At 62.8% G+C, this 22,040-nt stretch carries 21 protein-coding genes; 16 read left to right on the plus strand and 5 right to left on the minus strand.

Annotated features, from left to right (window positions below):
* The first annotated feature begins 48 nt into the window (after positions 1-48).
* The 6 genes from rnr to AACQ43_RS17830 all read left to right on the plus strand — a co-directional run bounded on the left by rnr (position 49) and on the right by AACQ43_RS17830 (position 6,308).
* Entirely contained in the window at positions 49-2,442 is a 2,394-nt protein-coding gene (rnr, locus tag AACQ43_RS17805) for a ribonuclease R (RefSeq protein ID WP_146061694.1), read from the plus strand.
* Positions 2,439-3,188 carry a 23S rRNA (guanosine(2251)-2'-O)-methyltransferase RlmB gene (rlmB, locus tag AACQ43_RS17810; RefSeq protein ID WP_168968048.1) on the plus strand — a complete coding sequence of 250 codons (750 nt, stop codon included), beginning with the start codon at positions 2,439-2,441 and terminating at the stop codon, positions 3,186-3,188. The genes rnr and rlmB overlap by 4 nt, the downstream gene beginning before the upstream one ends.
* Positions 3,189-3,198: 10 nt before the next feature.
* On the plus strand, positions 3,199-3,765 hold the full coding sequence (locus AACQ43_RS17815; RefSeq protein WP_168968049.1) for a Crp/Fnr family transcriptional regulator: 567 nt from the start codon (positions 3,199-3,201) through the stop codon (positions 3,763-3,765).
* 57 nt (positions 3,766-3,822) lie between these two features.
* Positions 3,823-4,272: a GNAT family N-acetyltransferase gene (locus AACQ43_RS17820; protein WP_011704664.1), complete on the plus strand. Its 450-nt coding sequence runs from the start codon at positions 3,823-3,825 to the stop codon at positions 4,270-4,272.
* 218 nt (positions 4,273-4,490) lie between these two features.
* Positions 4,491-5,351 (plus strand): DMT family transporter, encoded by an 861-nt coding sequence (locus tag AACQ43_RS17825; protein WP_029301975.1) that lies wholly within the window; start codon positions 4,491-4,493, stop codon positions 5,349-5,351.
* A 120-nt stretch (positions 5,352-5,471) separates the two neighbouring features.
* Entirely contained in the window at positions 5,472-6,308 is an 837-nt protein-coding gene (locus AACQ43_RS17830; protein WP_076361488.1) for a DMT family transporter, read from the plus strand.
* Positions 6,309-6,341: 33 nt separating this feature from the next.
* Here the strand turns inward: AACQ43_RS17830 and AACQ43_RS17835 are convergent, their stop codons facing one another.
* Together AACQ43_RS17835 and AACQ43_RS17840 are read right to left on the minus strand one after the other, a co-directional pair.
* Positions 6,342-7,232, minus strand: coding sequence for a hypothetical protein (locus AACQ43_RS17835; protein WP_168968050.1), 891 nt, complete (start codon positions 7,230-7,232; stop codon positions 6,342-6,344).
* A 66-nt stretch (positions 7,233-7,298) separates the two neighbouring features.
* Complete coding sequence (locus AACQ43_RS17840; RefSeq protein WP_016349448.1) at positions 7,299-8,522, minus strand: Nramp family divalent metal transporter; 1,224 nt, start codon at positions 8,520-8,522, stop codon at positions 7,299-7,301.
* Positions 8,523-8,759: 237 nt separating this feature from the next.
* Here AACQ43_RS17840 and rpsF point away from each other — a divergent pair, with 237 nt between their 5' ends.
* The 4 genes from rpsF (at position 8,760) to AACQ43_RS17860 (ending at position 10,748) form a co-directional block, all read left to right on the plus strand.
* Positions 8,760-9,146 (plus strand): 30S ribosomal protein S6, encoded by a 387-nt coding sequence (rpsF, locus tag AACQ43_RS17845; RefSeq protein ID WP_005308887.1) that lies wholly within the window; start codon positions 8,760-8,762, stop codon positions 9,144-9,146.
* Positions 9,147-9,176: 30 nt separating this feature from the next.
* A complete protein-coding gene (gene rpsR / locus AACQ43_RS17850; RefSeq protein WP_005308890.1) occupies positions 9,177-9,407 on the plus strand; it encodes a 30S ribosomal protein S18 in 231 nt (76 codons plus the stop codon).
* Positions 9,408-9,459: 52 nt separating this feature from the next.
* The gene (gene rplI, locus AACQ43_RS17855; RefSeq protein ID WP_168968051.1) at positions 9,460-9,906 is read left to right on the plus strand and encodes a 50S ribosomal protein L9; all 447 of its coding nucleotides are present in this window, start codon (positions 9,460-9,462) and stop codon (positions 9,904-9,906) included.
* A gap of 101 nt (positions 9,907-10,007) precedes the next feature.
* Complete coding sequence (locus tag AACQ43_RS17860) at positions 10,008-10,748, plus strand: ferredoxin--NADP reductase (protein ID WP_042064859.1); 741 nt, start codon at positions 10,008-10,010, stop codon at positions 10,746-10,748.
* Positions 10,749-10,800: 52 nt separating this feature from the next.
* On the opposite strand, the gene AACQ43_RS17865 is transcribed toward AACQ43_RS17860, so the two are convergent.
* A complete protein-coding gene (locus AACQ43_RS17865) occupies positions 10,801-11,112 on the minus strand; it encodes a hypothetical protein (RefSeq protein WP_168968052.1) in 312 nt (103 codons plus the stop codon).
* A 302-nt stretch (positions 11,113-11,414) separates the two neighbouring features.
* Between AACQ43_RS17865 and AACQ43_RS17870 the strand changes: the two genes are divergently transcribed.
* Entirely contained in the window at positions 11,415-12,413 is a 999-nt protein-coding gene (locus tag AACQ43_RS17870) for a hypothetical protein (RefSeq protein ID WP_039214230.1), read from the plus strand.
* A 48-nt stretch (positions 12,414-12,461) separates the two neighbouring features.
* On the opposite strand, the gene AACQ43_RS17875 is transcribed toward AACQ43_RS17870, so the two are convergent.
* On the minus strand, positions 12,462-12,629 hold the full coding sequence (locus AACQ43_RS17875) for a hypothetical protein (protein WP_005308905.1): 168 nt from the start codon (positions 12,627-12,629) through the stop codon (positions 12,462-12,464).
* Positions 12,630-12,685: 56 nt separating this feature from the next.
* On the opposite strand from AACQ43_RS17875, the gene AACQ43_RS17880 reads away from it, so the two are divergent.
* From AACQ43_RS17880 to AACQ43_RS17900, 5 genes are all read left to right on the plus strand, one after another.
* Positions 12,686-13,651: an NADP-dependent oxidoreductase gene (locus tag AACQ43_RS17880; protein WP_168968053.1), complete on the plus strand. Its 966-nt coding sequence runs from the start codon at positions 12,686-12,688 to the stop codon at positions 13,649-13,651.
* Positions 13,648-14,085, plus strand: a complete 438-nt coding sequence (locus AACQ43_RS17885) for a YqaA family protein (protein ID WP_024944550.1) — start codon at positions 13,648-13,650, stop codon at positions 14,083-14,085. Before AACQ43_RS17880 ends, AACQ43_RS17885 begins: the two co-directional genes overlap by 4 nt.
* 19 nt (positions 14,086-14,104) lie before the next feature.
* Complete coding sequence (locus tag AACQ43_RS17890; RefSeq protein ID WP_168968054.1) at positions 14,105-16,918, plus strand: insulinase family protein; 2,814 nt, start codon at positions 14,105-14,107, stop codon at positions 16,916-16,918.
* Between the two features lie 60 nt (positions 16,919-16,978).
* Positions 16,979-18,577, plus strand: a complete 1,599-nt coding sequence (gene gshA / locus AACQ43_RS17895; protein WP_168968055.1) for a glutamate--cysteine ligase — start codon at positions 16,979-16,981, stop codon at positions 18,575-18,577.
* Between the two features lie 254 nt (positions 18,578-18,831).
* A complete protein-coding gene (locus AACQ43_RS17900; RefSeq protein ID WP_139703267.1) occupies positions 18,832-20,046 on the plus strand; it encodes an aldose 1-epimerase family protein in 1,215 nt (404 codons plus the stop codon).
* An 82-nt stretch (positions 20,047-20,128) separates the two neighbouring features.
* Here AACQ43_RS17900 and AACQ43_RS17905 read toward each other — a convergent pair whose 3' ends face one another.
* Positions 20,129-21,919 (minus strand): AMP-dependent synthetase/ligase, encoded by a 1,791-nt coding sequence (locus tag AACQ43_RS17905; protein ID WP_076361481.1) that lies wholly within the window; start codon positions 21,917-21,919, stop codon positions 20,129-20,131.
* Positions 21,920-22,040 lie beyond the last annotated feature (121 nt).

Here is a 22,040-nt window from a genome sequence, read left to right on the forward strand (position 1 = left end):
CCCCCTCCGATATAATGGCACCGTTACCACCTACCCTAAGGCCTGCTTATGTCTCAAAAAGATCCTTTCCTCGAACGCGAGGCCGAAAAATACGAGAACCCCATCGCCAGTCGCGAGATGATCCTCGACCTCATCAAGGGCCATGAAAAGCCCATGTCCCGTGAAGAGCTGGCAAAGGTCCTCAAGCTGACCGAAGAAGAGCCGCTGGAAGCCCTGCGCCGTCGTCTGCGCGCCATGGAGCGTGATGGTCAGCTGGTATTCACTCGCAACCAGTGTTACGCCCTGCCAGATCGCCTGAATCTGGTGAAAGGCTACGTGCTCGGCCACAAAGATGGCTTCGGTTTTCTGCGCCCCGAGGGTGGTGGCCCGGATCTGTTCCTGAACAACCGTGAGATGCAGCGCCTGATGCACGGCGACTACGCCCTGGTGCAGCCTACCGAGATCGACCGCAAGGGGCGCCAGGAGGCGCGTCTGGTACGCCTGCTCAAATCCCGTGAAGCGGACATCGTCGGCCGCTACTTCGTCGAGAACGGCGTCGGCTTCGTGGTGCCGGATGACAGCCGCATCGGCCAGGACATCATCATTCCGGAAGGGGAGAACAAGGGGGCTCGCCAGAGCCAGGTAGTGGTCGTGCGCATCAATCAGCGCGCCACCGCTCGCTTCAATGCGGTCGGCACCGTGCTGGAAGTGCTGGGTGAAAACATGGCGCCCGGCATGGAGATTGAAATCGCCCTGCGTACCCACGGCATTCCGCATACCTGGCCGGAAGAGGTGACCAAGGAGGTCGCCGGTCTGGGTGAGCAGGTGCCGGAGAAGGCCAAAGAGGGTCGCATCGACCTGCGTGCCCTGCCGCTGGTCACCATCGACGGGGAAGATGCCCGCGATTTTGACGACGCCGTCTTCTGTGAAGCCAAGCGCGGCGGCGGCTGGCGCCTGTGGGTTGCCATTGCCGACGTCTCCGCCTACGTGAAGCCGGGCACCGCCCTCGACACCGAAGCCTATCAGCGCGGCAACTCGGTCTACTTCCCCGAGTTCGTGGTGCCCATGCTGCCAGAGGTGCTCTCCAACGGCCTCTGCTCGCTCAACCCGCAGGTTGACCGGCTCTGCATGGTGTGCGAGATGACCATCTCCGCCGCCGGCCGCATGTCCGGCTACAAGTTCTACGAAGCGGTGATGAACTCCCACGCCCGTATGACCTACACCAAGGTGGCGGCGATCCTGGATGGCGATCCCAAGCTGCGCCAGCAGTACGAGCCGCTGGTGGGCCACATCGAGGAGCTCAACAACCTCTACAAGGCGCTCAAGCATGCCCGCCATCAGCGCGGTGCGGTGGAGTTCGAGAGCGAAGAGACCCGCTTCATCTTCAACGCCCAGCGCAAGATCGACCGCATTGTACCGCTGGTGCGCAACGACGCCCACAAGATCATCGAAGAGTGCATGATCCAGGCGAACGTGGCCGCGGCCCGCTACATCGAGAAGAACGAGGCTGCCGCCCTGTTCCGGGTGCACGACCGCCCGGGCGAAGAGCGCCTGACCGGCTTCCGTGACTTCCTGGCCGAACTGGGCCTGGAGCTCAAAGGGGGTCTCGAGCCCGAGCCGAAGGATTTCGCCGACCTGGCCGCCAAGTTCGAAGGGCGCCCGGATGCGGAGCTGCTCTCCACCATGCTGCTGCGCTCCATGCGTCAGGCCATCTATCAGGCTGACAACATCGGTCACTTCGGTCTGGCGCTGAAGTCCTACGCGCACTTCACCTCGCCGATCCGTCGTTACCCCGACCTCATCCTGCACCGCGCGATCAAGTATCAGACCGCCAAGGAGCAGCAGGCCAACCTGCGCCACAAGTGGACCCCGAGCGGTGGTTACCACTACCAGTTGGAAGAAGTGGACCCGATGGGCGAGCACTGCTCCATGACCGAGCGCCGCGCCGACGACGCCACCCGTGACGTGGCAGACTGGCTCAAGTGCGAGTACATGCTGGATCACGTGGGTGACGAGTTTGACGGCGTCATCGCCAGCGTCACCGGCTTTGGCTTCTTCGTGCGCCTGGCCGAGATCCACATCGACGGTCTGGTGCACGTCAGCACCCTCACCAACGACTACTACCAGTTTGACCCGCTGCACCAGCAGCTGATCGGCGAGAACTTCCGCCGCCGCTACCGTCTGGGCGACAAGGTGCGGGTCAAGGTGATGGGCGTGAACCTGGACGATCGCAAGATCGACTTCGTTATGGTGGAAGAGCCCCTCAAGGCAACCGGCAAGAACGCCAAAGAGATGGCGCGCAAGCAGGCCGAGATCAAGAAAGAGAAGGCCAAGAGCGCACAGCGTCACGAAAAACGTAAAGAGGGCAAGGACCACGGCAAATCCGACAAGGGTGGCCGTGCCAAACCCAGCAACAGACGACCGAGCAAAAAAGCTCGCGACAAGGCCAAGAGCACTAAATGAGTACTGAACTGATCTACGGCATTCACGCTGTATCCGCGCTGCTGGAGCGCACCCCGGAGCGTTTCATCGAAGTGTGGGCCCTCAAGGGGCGCGATGACGACCGGCTGCAACCCCTGCTGGCCGAGCTGGATGCGCTCGGCCTCAAGGTGCAGAGCGTGAACCGCAAGACGCTCGACGACAAGGCAGAGGGCAACAATCACCAGGGCATCATGGCCCGGGTGAAAGAGGCGCCCAAGCTCGCCGAGCACGATCTGGCCAGCCTGCTGGACAAGTTGGCCGAGCAACAGACTCAGCCCTTCCTGCTGGTGCTGGACGGGGTGACCGATCCGCACAATCTGGGCGCCTGCCTGCGCAGCGCCGATGCGGCCGGCGTCCATGCGGTGATCGTGCCGCGCGACAAGGCCACCGGTCTGACGCCGATCGTGCGCAAGGTCGCCTGTGGCGCCGCCGAAGTGGTGCCGCTCATTCAGGTTACCAACCTGGCCCGTAGCCTGCGCGAGCTGCAGGAGCGTGGCGTGTGGATCGTTGGTACCGCCGGCGAGGCGGATCACGACGTGTTCCAGGCCAAACTCACCGGCCCCATGGCGCTGGTGATGGGGGCAGAGGGCAAGGGGATGCGTCGCCTCACTCGCGAGCACTGCGACGAGCTGGTGAGCATCCCGATGGCAGGGGCGGTATCCAGCCTCAACGTCTCGGTCGCGACCGGCGTCTGCCTGTTTGAAGCCGTGCGCCAGCGTCGTGTCTGAGGCGAGCTGAATGGACAGACCCCCGTTTTGCCGGGATCGGGTCACAGATGAGCAGGAGGCCGCGCGCCTCCTCTCTTTTGCCCGTCCGCTGACCCTGAGCCCCCGTGCCTGCCTCTGGCATGCTGGGGATCGACCTGATCTGCTGGTGATGGTGGAGCAGGGGCTGCTGCGGGCCAAGGTGGTGTTGGCGGATGGCCGCGAGTACATCAAGGAGTTCTACTGGGAGGGGGACGAGTTTCTCGACTTCCACCACCTGCTCAGTGGCGAGCCGGCCCGCTACAGCGTGGAGGCGCTGGAGCCCTGTCGGCTCTTGCTGTTCAATCTGGCCGACCTGCACACGCTCTCCTGCTGGCCCGCCTGGTATCAGCATCTGCTGGCGGTGCAACTGCGCATCAAGGAGGAGAAGGAGCTGCTGCTCCTGACCGAAAGCCCGCAGGCCCGCTATCAGCACTTTCTGCGCAGTTTTCCCGCGCTGGAGGCCAGGGTACCCGATCACCAGATTGCCGCCTACCTCGGCATCACCCCCATCAGCCTGAGCCGCATTCGCAAACGGCTGAAGGATCTTAACAAAGGTTAATGCCGACCCGCGTGTGGCTGGCTATGCTGCCCTTCTCATCATGAGCAAGGAACCTCCATGAACTGGTCTCTCAAGTCTTTTGAACAACTCGACGTCAACGAACTCTATGAACTGCTCACCCTGAGATCCCGGGTCTTCGTGGTGGAGCAGACCTGCGTCTTTCTCGATCTGGACGGCGTCGACAAGCGCCCCGACGTGCTGCACCTGCTCGGCTGGCAGGATGGGGCTCTGGTGGCCTACGCCAGGCTGATGGCACCCGGTGTGGCCAAGGCGCAGCAGGTGGTGATCGGTCGGGTGGTGACGGCGCCCGAGGCGAGAGGTGATGGTCTGGGCCACCGGCTGATGCAGCAGGCGCTGCAGGAGTGTGCGCGGCTGTGGCCAGGGGTCAGCATCTATCTCGGGGCCCAGGCACACCTGCAAGGTTTCTACGGCCGTCACGGCTTCACCGCCGTGGGTGAACCCTATCTGGAGGATGACATTCCCCATATCGGCATGAGCTCCTCTTAATACCTTTTAAGCATAACAATGAAATTATTATGTCTTGAGGTAGTAAAGAAAACGGGTGCTCGGCGCCATGTTAGTGGGTACCCTCTGAGTGATTAATCGGCAACAGTTGATGGATAGGTTTTAAAAATGGTCTTTTACCCCATTAATTCAGAACAAGATTCAGCGATTGAGCCGTTGAGCCATTTTATTAGCGTTCGCCACTCGAGCGGCTGTCGCTGATGGAGTTGTTGCGCAAGCGGTTCGCACTGGACCTGCAAACCTTCGCCATCATCACCCTGGTGCTGGGCAATCTGGCCCAGGCCTTCTCCGACGTGCTGGTCAAGCTGATCGGCCCCGGCTTCAGCCCCTTCCAATACATGTTCCTGCGCCAGCTGCTGACCCTGCTGGTACTGCTGCCCTTTATGCTGCGGGTACCGCGCTCGGCTTGGGGGTTGGGTGCCTGGAAGTGGCACCTGCTGCGCGGCCACCTCTGCCTGCTCGGTGGGGGTGGCATGATGCTGGCCCTGACCCAGCTGCCGCTGGCCACGGCCAACGCCATCTTCTATGTCTCCCCGTTGCTGACGCTGCCGCTGGCGGCCTGGCTGCTCAAGGAGAAAATCAATTCCCGCGTCTGGTTGCTGGGAGGCATGGGGCTGCTTGGGGTGGTGTTCGTGCTGCGGCCGGGGGATTTCCATCTGGCTGGGCTGGGCGCCCTGGTGACCGCCTTCACCCTGGCGCTGTTCAACATCACGGGTCGCAAGTTGCCAGCCGGGATCTCGGTGGTGGCGACCCTGTTCTGGGCCAATCTGCTGGCTCTGCCGTTGACCGCCGGGCTGGCGGTACATCAATGGCAGCCGGTGGACTGGCGACTGCTGGTGCTGATCGGCGGCAGCGGCGTCATGCAGCTGCTCTATCATGCCAGCTGCTTCTACGCCTATCGTCAGGTGGAGGCCAACCGCATCGCGGCGACCGAGTACTCGGGCCTGATGTTCGTGGTGCTGCTGGGTGTCTGGCTGTTTGGCGAGATCCCGGCGTGGAACCTCTGGGTCGGGGTGAGTTTCATCCTGCTGGCCATTCACTGGCAGCGCCGATTGCGCTGATGACATCCCCATCGGCAGCAGGCCGATGGGTGAGAAAAGCCGGCATCTTATGAGGCCGCTCTCTGTCATGGCCGGGCAAACCGGCTATGCTGGGCGGCCTGTTGTTATCGGAACCCTGTCGTGACCCCTACCATCTTTGCTGCCATCCTGTTGGCTGCCCTGCTGCACGCGCTTTGGAATGCGCTGGCCAAACGCCAGGCCGAGGGGCGAGTCAGCGTTTTGCTGGTCTCCCTCTGCTCCGGCCTGTTTGCCGCTCCCTTGCTGCCCTTGGTGGGCTGGCCGGTGGCGGCCGAATATCCCTGGCTGGCGCTCTCCATCCTGCTGCACTGCGGCTACTGCCTGTTTCTCGGCCGAGCCTACCGGCTGGGTGAGTTTGGCCAGATCTATCCGCTGGCCCGGGGCAGTGCCCCTCTGGTGACCCTGCTGTTCGGTGCCCTGCTGCTGGGGGAGGTGCCGGGAATGGTGGCGGTGACGGGGGCCGTGGTGCTGGTGAGCGGCGTGCTGCTGATGGCGTGGCGAGGTGGCCTGCGGCTGGCGCCGGCCGCGCTGCAGGCGGTACTCATCACGGCGCTGTTTACCGCCTCCTACACCTTGTCCGATGGGGCGGGAGCCCGCTCGGCCGGTGAGCCGATACGTTACACCCTCTGGCTGTTCGCCCTCACCGCGCTGATGATGCCGCTGCTGATGCGCTGGCAGAGTCGCACCGCCTGGCGCGAGCTGGGGCCTGCGGCGTGGCGCAGCGGCGCCATCGGGGGCGCCCTGTCGCTGTTGGCCTACGGGATCGTCATCTGGGCCATGACCAAGGCGCCCATCGGCTTGGTGGCGGCCCTGCGCGAGAGCAGCGTGCTGTTTGCGGTGCTGCTCTCCTGGGGTTGGTTGGGGGAGGCGCTGGGGCGGGTCCGGTTGCTGGCCGCCCTGGTGATCCTGGGCGGGATCCTGCTGATCCGCCTCGGCTAGGGGGAGGTGGCTTAAGGCATCCGGGCCGGCCGGTCAGGGAGTGACCCGGGTAGTGAGGGTGAACCCCTCCTCACAGGTGGCCAGTTGCACCTGAACCTGCCCCAGTTCGGCCAGGCTGCCCGCATGGGTGCCGCCACAGGGGATGGTGACCTCCCGGCCTTCCAGCGAGCAGTGCCAGTAACGGGAGTCGATGATCGCCTCGCCGGCCCGGCTGCGGCGAATGTCAGCTCCGCTTGCTACCCAGCCGGCGAGCTGGCGGTTGACCTGCACTTCAATCTGCGCCAGATCTGCCAGCAGCGCCTCGCTGTTTACCCCTTTCTTGCGCAGGCTCTTGCCGATCCGGTACTGCTCGCGCGAACCCATGGGCTCGACCCGCGAGGTCTGGATGGCGAGGCGATCGAAGTCCGGTTGGTCCAGCGCGTCCCGCTCGCTGACCTCCTTGCGCCAGTAAGGCATCAGCGCCCGGTTGAGCGCCAGTGCCGCCAGATGACAGCCGCTGTGGCCCAGGCTCAGGGCGTGGCGGGCCTCGGCATCCACCCGCAGTGTCACCTGACTGCCCACTGGCAGCGCACAGTGACCGGCCAGCGGGTGCACTACCACGAAGCGCCACCCTTCTGCGCCCCGCTTGACCGGGATCGCCTGGTCGACGAACAGCTCCCCATCCGGGCTGATAGCCCCCATGCGGCAGGGGCCGACGACCGCTTCGCCACCCTCCCAATGCACGGTACCCACGTCACCCGGCTGATCGGGCCAGAGGTGGCTCTGGGGATGAAAGGGAGTGAGGTCGGTGACCAGCAGGCTGGTGTCGCCGCTCTGGCAGCAGATGACGCTGGCCTGCTCCTGATGGTGGCCCAGCACGAAGCTGGCTCGGGTATGTGGCATGGATGGCTCCCGCAAATCGAAGAGGAAGAGAGCCGCCAGCATACGCCAAAGCGCAGGCCGGCTCATTAACCTCGGTTAACGAGCCGGCCTTGGGAGTGGATTGGTGGGCTAGATCATGGCGACCAGCAGGTAGGCGTTGAGCCCGATCACCAGGGCGACGATGAGGCGGCCGACCGCCTGGGTCACCGGGTGGTTGCGATACTCCCCCATCAGGGCGCGATCGCCGGTCAATATCAGCAGCGGGATGAGTGCCAGCGCGATGCCGAAGCTCAGCACCACCTGGCTCAGCACCAGGATTTCGGTGGTGTTGAGGCCCATGGCGATCACCACGAAGGCGGGAGCCATGGTGATGGCGCGGCGCAGCCAGAGCGGGATGGTGAAGCGCACGAAGCCCTGCATCACCACTTGGCCGGCCAGCGTGCCCACCACGGTAGAGCTGATGCCGGAGGCGACCAGCGAGAGGCCGAACAGGGTGGCGGCCGCCTGCCCCAGCAGCGGGGTCAGGGTCTGGTAGGCCGACTCCAGCTCGGCCACCTGCTGGTTGCCGGAGCTGTGGAAGGCGGCCGCCGCCATCGCCATCATGGCCAGGTTGACGAAGCCGGCGATGGTCATGGCGATGGCCACGTCGACCCGGGTGGTGTGCAGCCGCTGGGGGACCGAGCCCTGATCCTGGGTGTGCTGGGTCAGTGCCGAGTGCAGGTAGATGACGTGGGGCATCACGGTGGCGCCGAGCACGCCTGCCGCCAGATAGACGGCGTCGCTGTTGGGCAGGCCGGGGAAGAGGGCGCCCTCCAGCAGGCTAGGCAGATGGGGGCGGGAGAACACCAGCTCGACGATGTAGGCCGCCGCCACGAACAGCAGCAGGCCGCCCACCACGAACTCCAGCGGTTTCTGGCCGCGGGACTGCAGCATCAGAATGCCCCAGGTGACCACGGCGGTGATGCCGGCCCCTTCCAGCAGGGTGACCCCGAGCAGCAGCTTGAAGCCCACGGCCGCACCGATGAATTCGGCCAGATCGGTGGCCATGGCGATGATCTCCGCCTGTACCCAGTAGGCCCAGACCGCCGGCTTGGGAAGCCGGTCGCGAATGTGCTCCGCCAGGTTCTTGCCGGTGACGATGCCGAGCTTGGCCGAGAGGGTCTGCACCAGCATGGCCATCAGGTTGGCCCATACCACTACCCACAGCAGTTGGTAGCCGAAGGTGGATCCGGCCTGAATGTTGGTGGCGAAGTTGCCCGGATCTATGTAGCCGATAGCGGCGATAAAGGCCGGCCCGAGCAGGGTCAGCTTGAATTTGCGGGCCGGGATGGCCGTGGTCAGCGCGGGTTGCATGGTATCAGCCTCCATAAGTGCATGGAGATAGAATAGATCTAAATGATAATTATTATCAATTGAAGTTTTGTATTGTTCCCATAGATAAAAACATCGGTGGCGGCTGGTTGCAGTGAGGGATTGGATTTCGTACAATACGCCGCCCTAGAAAAGCAGCGTCTAAACACCATTATGTTCCTTGCCTCCGAGGTCTGGCTGCACCTGGGCGGAGGCTGAATTAATCCGTAAGGAGCTAAAATGCGTCATTACGAAATCGTCTTCATGGTTCATCCGGACCAGAGCGAGCAAGTACCTGGCATGATCGAGCGTTACACCGGCGCCATCACCACCTCCGGTGGTACCATTCATCGCCTGGAAGATTGGGGCCGTCGTCAGCTGGCTTACCCGATCGACAAACTGCACAAAGCCCACTACGTTCTGATGAACGTAGAAGCAGAGCAAGCCGTTATCGATGAGCTGGAAACCAACTTCCGCTTCAACGATGCCGTTATCCGCAACATGATCATGCGCACCAAGCACGCCGTGACTGAAGTTTCTCCGATGGCCAAGGCCAAGGAAGAGCGCTTCACCCGTCGTGACGACGAGCGCCGCGAAGAAGCTACTGAAGCTGCTTCCGAAGAGTAATTCTGGATCACTGACTAGAGGATAAAGGCCATGGCACGTTATTTCCGTCGTCGTAAGTTCTGCCGCTTCACCGCCGAGAACGTTACCGAGATCGACTACAAAGATATCGTTACTCTGAAAAACTACATCACTGAATCTGGCAAGATCGTACCGAGCCGTATCACCGGTACCCGCGCCAAATATCAGCGTCAGCTGGCACGCGCCATCAAGCGTGCTCGTTACCTGGCTCTGCTGCCGTACACCGATCTGCACAACAAGTAAGAATCGGTCCGGCGCTTAAGCCTAACTCAACGAAATTTATAGAGGAAAGGTAATGCAAGTTATCCTGCTCGACAAAATCGCCAAACTGGGCGGTCTGGGTGACCAAGTTTCCGTGAAAGCTGGTTATGCCCGTAACTACCTGATCCCGCAAGGTAAAGCTGTTATGGCTACCAAGGCCAACATCGAGACCTTCGATGCTCGCCGTGCTGAACTGGAAGCCAAACTGGCTGCCGGTAAAGCTGCCGCTGAAGAGCGCGCTGCCAAGCTGGCCGAACTGGCTGCCGTTGTTATCGCCTCCAAGTCTGGCGACGAAGGCAAGCTGTTCGGTTCCATCGGTACCCGTGACGTGGCTGAAGCCATCACTGCTGCCGGCGTAGCCGTTGCCAAGAGCGAAGTCCGCATGGGCAACGTTCTGCGTAACACCGGTGACTACGAAGTTGTTGTTCAGCTGCACGCTGACGTCAAAGCAACCGTACAGATCCAGGTTGTTGCCCTGTAATAGCTATTCGCTTTTGCAGAAAAAACCCGCGCACTTGCGCGGGTTTTTTATTTTCAGGCCCAGGGTTAGAGTAAGGATCCGTTCTTCTGGAGGAGATCCCTATGGCCTGGGTCGAAGGTCGCGTCCTTGAGCGTATCGAGTGGACGCCCACCCTGTTCTCCCTGCGTGTGGCGGCCGAGCTGGCCCCCTACAAGGCGGGGCAATTCACCAAACTGGCCCTCGAGCAGGGCGAACGCCGCGTCCAGCGGGCCTACTCCTTCGTCAACCCCCCGTCAGCCCCCTATCACGAGTTCTATTTCGTCGAGATCCCCGATGGGGAACTGACTCCCTCCCTCGGTTCCCTGCAAGCGGGCGACAGCCTGCTGGTGCAATCCCTGGCGACCGGCTTTCTGACTTTGGACGAGGTACCGGCCGGGCGCGATCTCTGGCTGCTCTCCACCGGCACCGCCATCGGCCCCTTCCTCTCCATGCTGGCTGACGGGGAAGCTTTCGCCCGTTTCGAGAATCTGGTGCTGGTGCACGGTGTGCGCAAGGGGGAAGAGCTGAGCTACCGGGAGCTTATCGCAGGTTTTGCCGCCCGCCACGGCGAGCGTTTTCGCTATGTGCCTTTCGTCAGCCGGGAGGAATGGCCCGAGGCGATGGCAGGGCGGATCCCGGCAGCTATTGCCGACGGTCGGCTGCAGGCGCGGGTCGGGCTGGAATTTGCCCCCGAGCTGAGTCAGGTGCTGATCTGCGGCAACCCGGCCATGGTGAAGGAGACCCAGCAGACCCTGCTGTCATTGGGACTGGCCAAGAACCTGCGGCGGGCGCCCGGCAACATCAGTGCGGAGAACTACTGGTAGAGAAATGCACACAGGGGCTTCGGCCCCTGTGTCAGGGTGACGAGGATGACGATCAATTCTTCTTGCCGTTGCCTTTCTGCTTGTTGTGGCCCTGGCCCGGGTTGTTGCCGCTGTGGATGCTGCGGTTGTAGTGGTCCCGGTATTTGCCGTCCATCTTGTCGCAGTTGAGCTGAATGCGGCTGTCGCCGATGCCGAGATCCAGGCAGTTGCTCTGCCACCAGTCGTACTCTTTCTGATCCCAGTTGATGTCCAGCTTGATGTCGTCGGTGGAGAGTTTGACGCCATCGTTGTTCTTGGAGGGGGGCGCCGCCATGGCCACGGCTTGGACGAGCAGCAGGGAGAGCAGCAGTATGGATTTGTGCATGATGATCTCGAGTGCGGAAGGATTGGTCTCAGTGTAGAAGCTGACGCCTTAACCGGGCCGGAACTGGGCACGACGTCAGTGGGCGGGCATGTCATGCCGGCTTGCCGCGGGTGGGCAGGAGATTAGGCTAGCGGGGGTTGTAGCGGTGGACAACGGGGAGGCGCCGACAATTTGCCCAATCTGGTCGCAGCCTGTCCGTTTGTGAAGGTATCTGAGTCAATTCAAATGATTAGCCTTCATTCTGTGGCTCGGCTGACTATAATCGGCAGCCAACTTTTCCTGCATATCGCACCCCCTTCATCATGACTACACAGGCTTCTACCGTGCTGCGCTACCCCAAGGGGTGGTTCGCCTTGACCACGGTGTACAGTTTTACCGGGCTGGCCATTCTGGCCTCCATCGTCTTCTCCCTGCTGCTGTTTCTCTCCATCGACGAGAATCCCCTGATGAAGTGGCTGTTTGGCGGCCTGGCTATCATCTTCGAGCTGGGCAAGTTCTACGTCTGGTACGAGTACGGCGAGTGCAAGGCGCGGCGGGAGTTGAGCGGGGCCTTCTGGTCACTGCTGTTCTACAGCGTGCTGGCCGCCATCTCCATCGGTGGCAGCATCGGTGGCATCAACAGCGCCACCAACACCATCCTCAACCAGCAGGCGCGCCATGAGCGGGAGATCGCCCGCTTCGATGAGCAGATCGCCAGCATAGAGCGGCAGATCCAGCTCAACGAGGAGGCGGCCCGCAAGTATATCGAGATGGCGCGTATCTCCAGCGGCGTCAGCGGATTGCAGCAGGCCAACACCAAGCTCAGGCTGCGCCAGGACGAGCTGCGCCAGGAGCGCGACGCCAAGCCCATCAACGAGCAATCCTCCATGCTGGGGCTGATGAGCAGCCTGGCGGACGGGGTGGGGATGAGCATCAGCCAGGTGCAGTTTCTGCTGGTCTGCTTCCTCTCCGTGCTGCTCGACGTGTTCGGCGCCTTCTTCGTCAGCCTGATCGGCGAGGAGAACCGCTTTCGCCGCAGCTGGCTGTGGCAGCAGGCCAGGGAGCAGACCCTGGCCCGCCAGGCGGAAGCGGCGGCCATGGTGCCCGCCGTGGTGGCCAGACCGGAACCCGAGCCAGAGGTGGTGGCTCAGGTGCGCAGCGCGCTGGAGAGCGGCGAGCTCAAGTGCAGCAAGCGGCGGGTCGCAGAGGCGCTGTCACTGTCGCTGGAGGAGGTGGACCGGGTGTTCCAGCATCTGCTGGCGCAGGGGGTGCTGGGGCAGGGCAGCAACCGTCACTACCATCTCAGTTCGCAGGGGAGTTGATCATCAGGCCACCGTAGGGTGGCCTTTTTATTGCCGCGCGGGGCTGTGCTAGTGGGTCAGCACCATCATCAGGCTGAGGAAGGCGGCCAGCCCGCCGCCGATGCCGATGATCCAGTAAAAGCCCTTGGCCCCCTGTTTGAGCGGGATGCGGAAGTAGAGCAGAAACGCCCACCACCCCAGGGCCAGCAACAGAGGAATAAGAAACATTCGAGCCATGGTGTCCTCGCTGTTATTCTGTTGACCCTTGATCAATCAACAGGATGGATTGTGCAATGACGCAGCTACAGATTACCGCATTCGGCGACCCCTCGGTACTTCGGCTCAACCCTTCCCTGGACAAGGTGCCAGCCGACGGCGAAGTGCGGGTGCGCATCTGTTTTGCGGGGGTCAACCCCATCGATGCCAAGACCCGGGCCGGCCTCGGCTGGGCGGCGGCCCAGAACAAGGACAAGCTGCCCTGGACACCGGGCTATGACGTGGCCGGGGTGGTGGAGAAGGTCGGCCCCGGCGTCACCGCGCTGGCCGAGGGGGATCGAGTGTGCGGCATGGTGGGCTTTCCCCTCGCGGCCGGTGGCTACGGCGAGTCCGTGGTGGCACGCGAGGAGGAGCTGGTCAGGCTGGAGGATATTGGCCTCAGGCAAGGGGCGTCGCTGCCGCTGGCGGGCCTCACCGCCTGGCAGGGGCTGTTTGAACACGGCGCCCTCAAGGCGGGGCAACGGGTGCTGATCCTGGCCGGTGCCGGCGGTGTCGGCCACCTGGCGGTGCAGTTTGCCAGCGCCTATGGCGCCGAGGTAGTGGCGACGGCGAGTCGCGACAACCACAGCTTCCTGCACGCTCTGGGGGCGCGCCGGATGGTGGATTACCATGACGCAGACTGGGTCGCCCAGGTGGGTCAGGTCGATCTGGTGCTGGATCTGGTGGGGGGCGAGAGCGGCAAGGCGGCGCTCGCCTGCGTCAAGCCCGGTGGCCGGCTGGTGACGGTACCCACCATCAGTGCCCAGCAGATCAAGGATGCCGCGGCCGGCAGCGCCATCGAGGTGCTCGGCATGCTGGTGCACCCCGACCGTCAGCAGCTGAGCCAGATGCTGACCCTGCTGCGCCAGGGCGAGGTTCAGGTCACGGTCGCCGGGGAGTATGCCCTGGCCGAGGGGGCGCTGGCCCATCAAGCCATCGAGCAGGGCCACGTGCGTGGCAAGCTGTTGCTGCGCATGCCCGCCGCGGACGGTCTGGCCGGATGAACGGCATCACCGAGCTGGGGCTCGGCTGGCTGTTTCTGAGCGCCTTTACCTCCGCCACCCTGCTGCCCGGCAGCTCGGAAGTGCTGCTGGGTGCCATGGCGGCCAAGGGGGAGTGGAGCATGGCCAGCCTGCTGCTGTGGGCGACGCTGGGCAACACCCTCGGCTCCATGACCACCTGGTGGCTCGGCTGGCTCGCCACTTTCAAGAAAAAACCGGAAGATTTTCAAGGCCGTGGGGAACAAAAAGCCCTCGGCTGGCTCAAACAACATGGCCACTGGTGTCTGCTGCTGGCCTGGACGCCGGTGATCGGCGATGGTCTCTGTCTGCTGGCCGGCTGGCTGCGCCTCTCCTTCTGGCGCTCTCTCATTCTCATCGGGCTCGGCAAATTGTTGCGTTATGCCCTGGTCTTTCTGCTGGCCAGGCAGATCTTCTAGCTTCACTCACGAGGTAACCGTGAACAAACTCATTCCATTAAGCATGCTTCTGGGCTTCTCCCTGCCCGTGCTGGCGGCACCCACCCTGGTGTCGGAACAGGTCAAGGAAGAGGGCAAGCTCGGCATTCCCTATCAGATGTACAAGCTGGACAACGGCCTGACCGTCATTCTGGCGCCCGACAAATCCGATCCCTTGGTGCACCTGGACGTCACCTACCACGTGGGCTCGGCCCGCGAGCAGGTGGGCAAGTCCGGTTTCGCCCACTTCTTCGAGCACATGATGTTCCAGGGCTCCAAGCATGTGGGGGATCAGGAGCACATGCGGATCATCAACGAAGCTGGCGGTGACATGAACGGCACCACCAACAAGGACCGCACCAACTACTACGAGACCGTGCCGGCCAACCAGCTGGAGAAGGTGCTGTGGCTGGAGGCCGACCGCATGGGCTTCTTGCTCGACGCGGTGAGCCAGAAGAAGTTCGAGATCCAGCGCGCCACCGTCAAGAACGAGCGGGCCCAGCGCATCGACAACCAGCCTTACGGCCTGGTGAGCGAGAAGGTGGGGGAGGCGCTCTACCCGCGCACCCACCCCTACTCCTGGCAGCCCATCGGCTATGTGGAGGATCTCGATCGGGTCGACGTCAACGACCTCAAGCAGTTCTTCCTGCGCTGGTACGGCCCCAACAATGCCACCCTGACCCTGGGCGGCGACTTCGACACCAAGCAGGCGCTGGCCTGGATTGAGCAGTATTTCGGCTCCATCCCGCGCGGCCCGGACGTGGCCGAGCCGACTCCTGCGCCCGTCACCCTGCCCGAGACCCGTTACGTGACGCTTGAGGACAAGGTGCACCTGCCGCTGCTCTACATCAGCTATCCGACCGTGTCCCTTGGCGATCCGCAGGAGCCGGCGCTCGACATGTTTGCCGACGTGCTTGGCGGCTCCGCCAGCTCCATGCTCTACCAGTCGCTGGTCAAGAGCGGCAAGGCTATTGATGCGGGCGCCTCCCACTACTGCGAGGAGCTGGCCTGTACCCTGACCGTCTACGCCTATCCCAACCCGGCGGTGGACGGCAGCCTGAAGACCCTCAAGAGCGAGGTGGACAAGGTGATCGGCGAGTTTGCCGGTCGCGGCCTCAAGCCGGAGGATCTGGAGAAGGCGATCAACAGCTATCGCGCCTCGGCCATCTGGGGCCTGGACAGCGTCTCCGGCAAGGTGAGCCAGCTCGCCATGGGCCAGGTGTTCGCCCAGGATCCCAACTATGTGTTCAAGAGCCTGGATGCCATCGGCAAGGTGACCCCGGAGCAGGTCAAGACCGCCTACGACAAGTTCATCCTGAACAAGCCGGCGGTGGTGCTGAGCGTGGTGCCCAAGGGCAAGAGCGACTGGCAGGCTGCCAAGCCCAACTTCACCCCGGCCAAGCGCGAGCTGCCGGATTACAGCAAGCATGACAAGGTGCTGGCCGAGCGACCGGTGAAAGACGATTTTGATCGCAGCGTGCAGCCCAAGGCGGCCGATGCGGTGAGCGTCAAGGTGCCGGCCATCTGGCACGGCAAGCTCGACAAGGGGATCGAGATCATCGGCACCCAGAGCGACGAAATCCCCGCGGTCTCCATCATGGTCGCGCTGCCGGGTGGCATGCGGGCCGAGGGCAAGGGCGAACTGGGGCTGGCCAGCCTCACCGCCAGCATGATGGGACAGGGCTCGGTGCGCCTGACCGAGGCCCAGCTCAGCGACGAGCTGCAAAAGCTCGGCTCCAGCGTCAGCGTCTCCAGCGCCCAGTACAACAACCTGGTCACCATCAGCAGCCTGACCGACAAGCTGCCGCAGACCCTGGCACTGGTGCGTGAGGTGTTTGAGCGGCCCGGCATGCGCGAAGCCGACTTCGAGCGAGTCAAGGCGCAGATGCTGCAAGGGATGAAGCAGAGCGAGCAGCAGCCGGAGTGGCTGGCGGGTCAGGCATTCCGCGAGCTGGTCTACGGCAAGCAGAACCGCCTCGGTCAGCCGGGTGACGGCGTGCTGGCCGATGTCGAGAAGCTGACCCTGGCGGACGTGAAGCGCTTCTACCAGAACTACTACAACCCGACCAACGCCAAGGTGGTGGTGGTGGGTGACGTGACCCAGTCCCAGGTGGAGGATCAACTTGCCTTCCTGACCCAGTGGAAGGGGGCCGAACCCTCTCTGGGCAGCCTCAAGCCGGCAGGTGAGCAGGCCAAGCCGGGCATCTATCTGGTGGACAAGCCGGGGGCGCCCCAGTCGGTGATCCGCATCGGTCGCCGTGCCATGCCGTTCGATACCACGGGTGACTACTTCACCGCCGGGCTGATGAACTTCAACCTGGGCGGCAACTTCAACAGTCGCATCAACCTCAACCTGCGCGAAGACAAGGGCTACACCTATGGTGCCAGCTCGGGCTTCTCCGCCAACCGCGAGGCGGGTACCTTCGCCACCGGTGCCAACGTGCGGGCCGATGCGACCGTGGATGCCATCCGCCAGTTCCTCAAGGAGATGGACAACTACCGCAAGAACGGGCCGACCTCGGTGGAACTCGCTTACATGCGCAGCGCCGTCTCCCAGCAGGATGCCCTCTCCTACGAGACCCTGGGCCAGAAGGCGGGCTTCTTGCTGCAGATGATCATGTACGACCTGAAGCCGGACTATGTGCAGGCCCAGAACAACCTGATCAAGACGGTGTCGGCCGAGACGCTCAAGGCCAGTGCGGCACGCTGGCTTGACCCGGCCGAGATGGTGATTGTGGTGGTGGGGGACAAGCAAAAGCTTGAAAAACCCTTGAAGGAGCTTCATCTTCCCATCTATCCGCTGCAGCTGCCCTGAGGGCGCTACATAATAAAGAGTGCCGCCCCCCTGTGGGGCGGCCACACATGAGCCGTGAATATGACTACGACAAGCTTGTCACTCACCGAGTTGTTGACCGCCCTGGGTTCGCCGGAACGGCTGACCGCCCTCAAGGGGATCCGGCGCGGGATCGAACGTGAATGTCTGCGCATCACCCCGGAAGGAACCCTGGCCCAGACCGATCACCCCCGCAGTCTGGGCTCGGCGCTGACCCATGCCAACATCACCACCGACTACTCGGAGAGCCTGCTGGAGTTCATCACGCCGGCCACCGACTCCATCGACAGCCTGATGGAACAGCTTGGCGACATTCACCGTCACACCATTCACCATCTCGGTGATGAGCGGATCTGGCCGCTCTCCATGCCCTGCTTCGTCGGCGACGAGGAGAACATCCGGCTGGCCCAGTACGGCAGCTCCAACATCGGCCGGATGAAGACCCTCTACCGGCAGGGGTTGAAGAACCGCTACGGCAGCCTGATGCAGGTGATCGCCGGGGTGCACTTCAACTTCTCCATGCCGGACAGCTTCTGGTGCGAGTGGCAGGAGCTGGTGTGCGAGGGGTGCTGCAGCCAGCGCTTCATCTCCGACAAGTACATGGGGCTGATTCGCAACGTCTACCGCTTCGGCTGGCTGGTGCCCTATCTGTTCGGCGCCTCGCCGGCCATCTGCGACTCCTTCCTGAAGGGGCGCAAGAGCAATCTGCCGTTCCAGAAGACCGGCAAGGGCACCCTCTACCTGCCCTATGCCACCGCGCTGCGGCTGTCGGATCTGGGCTACACCAACAGCGCCCAGGCGGGGCTCAAGATCAGCCACGACAGCCTGCCGGCCTATGTGAGCAGCCTGCGTCGCGCCATCAACACTCATGATCCCGACTTCGCCAAGATCGGCGTCAAGGTGAACGGTGAATACCGCCAGCTCAACGACAATGTGCTGCAGCTGGAGAACGAGCTGTACGCCCCGATCCGGCCCAAGCGTACCCCGCGCAGCGGCGAGAAGCCGTCGGACGCGCTGGAGCAGCGCGGCATCGAATACATCGAGCTGCGCACCGTGGACGTGAACCCCTTTACCCCGTACGGCATCGAGGTGGATCAGATCCGCTTCTTCGACCTGTTCCTGGTCTGGTGTCTGCTGCGCCCGTCCCCGGTGCTGGGCGACGAGGAGATTGCCCGCAATCGCCGCAACCAGACCAAGGTGGTGCTGGAAGGGCGTCGTCCCGGTCTTGAGCTGGAAGACGAGCAGGGCCATGCCATCGGCCTCAAGGAGTACGGCCTCAAGCTGTTCGACGAGCTGGCCGAGGTCGCCGCGCTGCTGGATCGATGCTGCGGTCGCAACCGCTACCGCGAGACCTTGGCGATGCACCGCGAGAAGCTGCTCAACCCCGATCTCACCTACTCCGCCCGCCTGCTCAAGCAGTTGCTGGAGAGCGGCCAGGACAACGGCTGCTTCGGTGACGAGCTGGCGAGTCGCTACCGGGAAGAGATGCTGGCCGGTGAGCTGCAGTACTGGGATGAAGCCTATTTTGCCGGTGAGGCCCGCGACTCGCTGGCCAAGCAGCGGGAACGCGAGCGTAGCGACAGCCTGTCGTTCGACGACTTCCTGGCCGACTACTTCGGGACCAGCAAGACCCCGGCCTGACGGGATCCACTTCTGCTGCAAGCCGCTCTTCGGAGCGGCTTTTTTATGGGCGGTCTCCAGTGGGCGCCGGCCCGTCACGGGCCCGAAAATAACTGTGAGTCAGCCTTCACTTCAGCAGCGTGATGGGCGGTTTTATTGTCAATCGGCTCACATTTTCCTCTTTTGCAGCTTGAGTCTGATGGGCTTGCCGCCTAATTTCTCGAAAACTGAAACGATTCAGCTTAAACAAAAACAAGAGACATGAGGATAAATCCATGTTGAAGAGACTTTCCATTGCCGTACTGTTCGCGCTGGGCGCCAGCTCGGGCCAGGCTGCCGAATTCCTGCTGACCGATTCCCAGCAGGGGCTGGATGTGGGGGACTGGAAGATCACTAGCGACAAGCTGGGGATCAAGAGTCCGGCACCGTTCAGCATCGAGAAGAAACGGCTGCATGGTGGGCGTCAGGAGGGGGTGGACCTGCTGATTGTCGACAACGGGGTGATGAAGATAACTCTGATCCCGACCCGTGGCATGGGGATCAAGGAGGTCAGAGCCGCCGATCTGCGTCTCGGCTGGGATTCGCCGGTCAAGGAGGTGGTCAATCCGGCCTTCATCGATCTGGAGAGCCGCGCCGGGCTCGGCTGGCTCGATGGCTTCAACGAGATGCTGGTGCGCTGTGGCTACGAGTGGACCGGTCACCCGGGCGTGGATGACGACGGCCGCCTCAAGAGTCTGCATGGCCGGGTGCAGAACATTCCGGCCTCCGTGGTCAGCGTGACCATAGACGAGGAGCCACCCTACGCCATTCACGTGCTGGGCCGGGTGGATGAGCGCACCTTCAAGATGAGCGAGCTGGTCACCTGGACCCAGCTCAGCGTGGTGCCGGGTCAGGCGGAGTTTGCCCTGCAGGACAAGCTGACCAATCACGCCGACTACGAGAACGAGTACCAGATCATCTACCACGGCAACTTCGGGGCTCCCATTCTGGAGGAGGGCGCGCGAGTCAGCACCCCGGTGAAGCAAATCTCCCCGTTCAACGACTACGCCAAGGGGGGGCTGAAGAGCTGGCAAACCTATCTGGGGCCGACCAAGGGTTTCGACGAGATGGTGTTCAACCTGGTGCCCTACAGCGACGCCGAGGGCAACACCCTGGCGGTGCTGAACAACCGGGCAGGCAGCGCCGGGGTGGCGGTGGGTTACAACACCAGGCAGTTGCCGGTGCTGACCCTGTGGAAGAACACCGACACCCGGGCTCAGGGCTATGTGACCGGCATCGAACCCGGCACCAGCTATGCCTACAGCACCAAGTACCAGCGCCCGCTGGGGTTGGTCCCCAAAATTCAGCCGGGGGAGACCAAGACCTTCGATCTGACCTACCGCCTGCTGCAGAATGCCGACGAGGTGAAGCAGGCTCTGGCCAGAGTGGAACAGATCCAGGCCGGTCGTCCCACCGAACTGCGTGACCAGCCGCTGGTCAAGCTGCCGTAAGCAACGGACAAACAGCAAAAAGCCGCTCTTGAAGCGGCTTTTTTATTTCCCTGAACCCGAGCGGTCTTAGACGTGGTTGTACTCAGACATGGTTATACATGGCCTCGATCTCGCTCTGGTACTTGGACTCGATGATCTTGCGACGCAGCTTCATGGTGGGGGTCAGCTCCCCCAGCTCCATGGAGAAGGCGCTCGGCAGCAGGGTGAACTTCTTCACCTGCTCGAACTTGGCCAGCTCTTTTTGCAGATCTTGAATGCGCGCCTCGAAGAACTCCACCACCTTGGAGTGGCGCAGCAGCTCGGTCTTGCATTGGTACTGCAGGTTGATGGAGCGGGCGTACTCTTCCAGCGACTCGAAGCAGGGCACGATCAGCGCCGAGACGAAGTGGCGAGCATCGGCGACAATGGCGATCTGCTCGATGAAGCGATCCTTGCCGATGGTGCCTTCCACCAGTTGCGGGGCCACGTACTTGCCGTTGGAAGTCTTCATCAGCTCCTTGAGGCGCTCGGTGAAGTAGATGTTGCCTTCGCTGTCGAGCTCACCCGCATCGCCGGTACGCAGGAAACCATCCTCGGTCATCACCTCGGCGGTCGCTTCCGGCTTGTTGTAGTAGCCGCGCATCACGGTCGGGGAGCGCACCAGCAGCTCGTTGTTCTCACCCAGTTTCACCTCGATGCCGCAGAGCGCCGTGCCGATGGAGCCCAGCTTGAACTGGCTGTCTTCGTAGCAGCAGACGGTGGCGGTGGTCTCGGTCATGCCGTAGCCGTACTTGAGATTGAGCCCCATGGCCTGGAAGAAGAAGTTCACCTCGTCGGCGAGGCGGGCGCCGGCCACCGGCAGGAAGCGGGTGCGGCCGCCAAAGCGGGCGCGCAGCTTGCGAAATACCAGCCGCTCGGCGAGCCAGAGCTGGCCGTAGAGCAGCGGCGAGGCGGTTTTGCCCGCCTGGCGGGTGGCGACCATCTGCTTACCCACTTTGGTGGCCCAGCCGAACAGGGCCTGGCGCAGACGCGGCGCCTGGGCCACCCTGGCCTGGATCATGGCGTAGGCTTTCTCGTAGAGGCGCGGTACGGCGCACATCACGGTCGGCTGCACCTCGCCGATGACATCCATCACCTTCTGCGGATCGCGGATGTAGACGTTCTCGGCGCCGCAATAGAGCACGTAGTAGCTCCAGGCCCGCTCGAACACGTGGCTGAGCGGCAGCATGCAGAGCGACACATCCTGCTCGTTCAGATCGAGACGGCTGTTGTGCATCTCGAAGCAGGCGGCGATGTTGGCGAAATCGAGCATGACCCCCTTGGGCTCACCCGTGGTGCCCGAGGTGTAGATCAGGGTCAGCAGGTCGTCCATCCGGTACTGGCTCTCGCGCTCGCGCAGTGCCTGTTCGCTGGGCTGGTGATTGCCGGAGACCAGAAACGTCTGGAAGTGGCTCGCCTGCGGGCAGCCGCGCAGGTTGACGCTGCCGTCGAGGGCGACCAGCTGGCGAATCTCGCCGCTTTCAATGAGTTGCAGCGCCTGGTCGAACTGAGGCTGTTCGCCGACGAACAGCACCTTGATGCCGGCGTCTTTGACGATGTAGCGCAGCTGATCCAGGGTGCTGGTGGGGTAGATGGGGACGCTGACGCCGCGGGCGGCCAGGATGCCGAGATCGGCCTGGGTCCACTCCGGCATGTTGCGGGCATAGATGCCGACCATCTCGGTGGGCTGGTGGCCGGCGCGGATCAGCGCCTGGGCACAGTAGTCCATGGCCTGTCCCAGAGTACGCCAGCCGATGGCACGCCACTGGCCATCCTGTTGTACGCGCAGGGCGGCCTTGTTGCCAAGCCGGGCGATACGCTCCCGCATCAGTCGAACCAGGTGGTGTTTCGGCATCAGTCAGACATCCTCAAGTAACAGTTGTACGCCCTAAGGGGCACTGAAAATCGCGCTGGAGTTTAAACTCTAAGATTACAGCTTACAAGTGTTCGCCGTTTGTCTTGGATCACAAAGTCGT

Source organism: Aeromonas sp. DNRA1 (assembly GCF_963888745.1).
GTDB lineage: Bacteria > Pseudomonadota > Gammaproteobacteria > Enterobacterales > Aeromonadaceae > Aeromonas > Aeromonas hydrophila.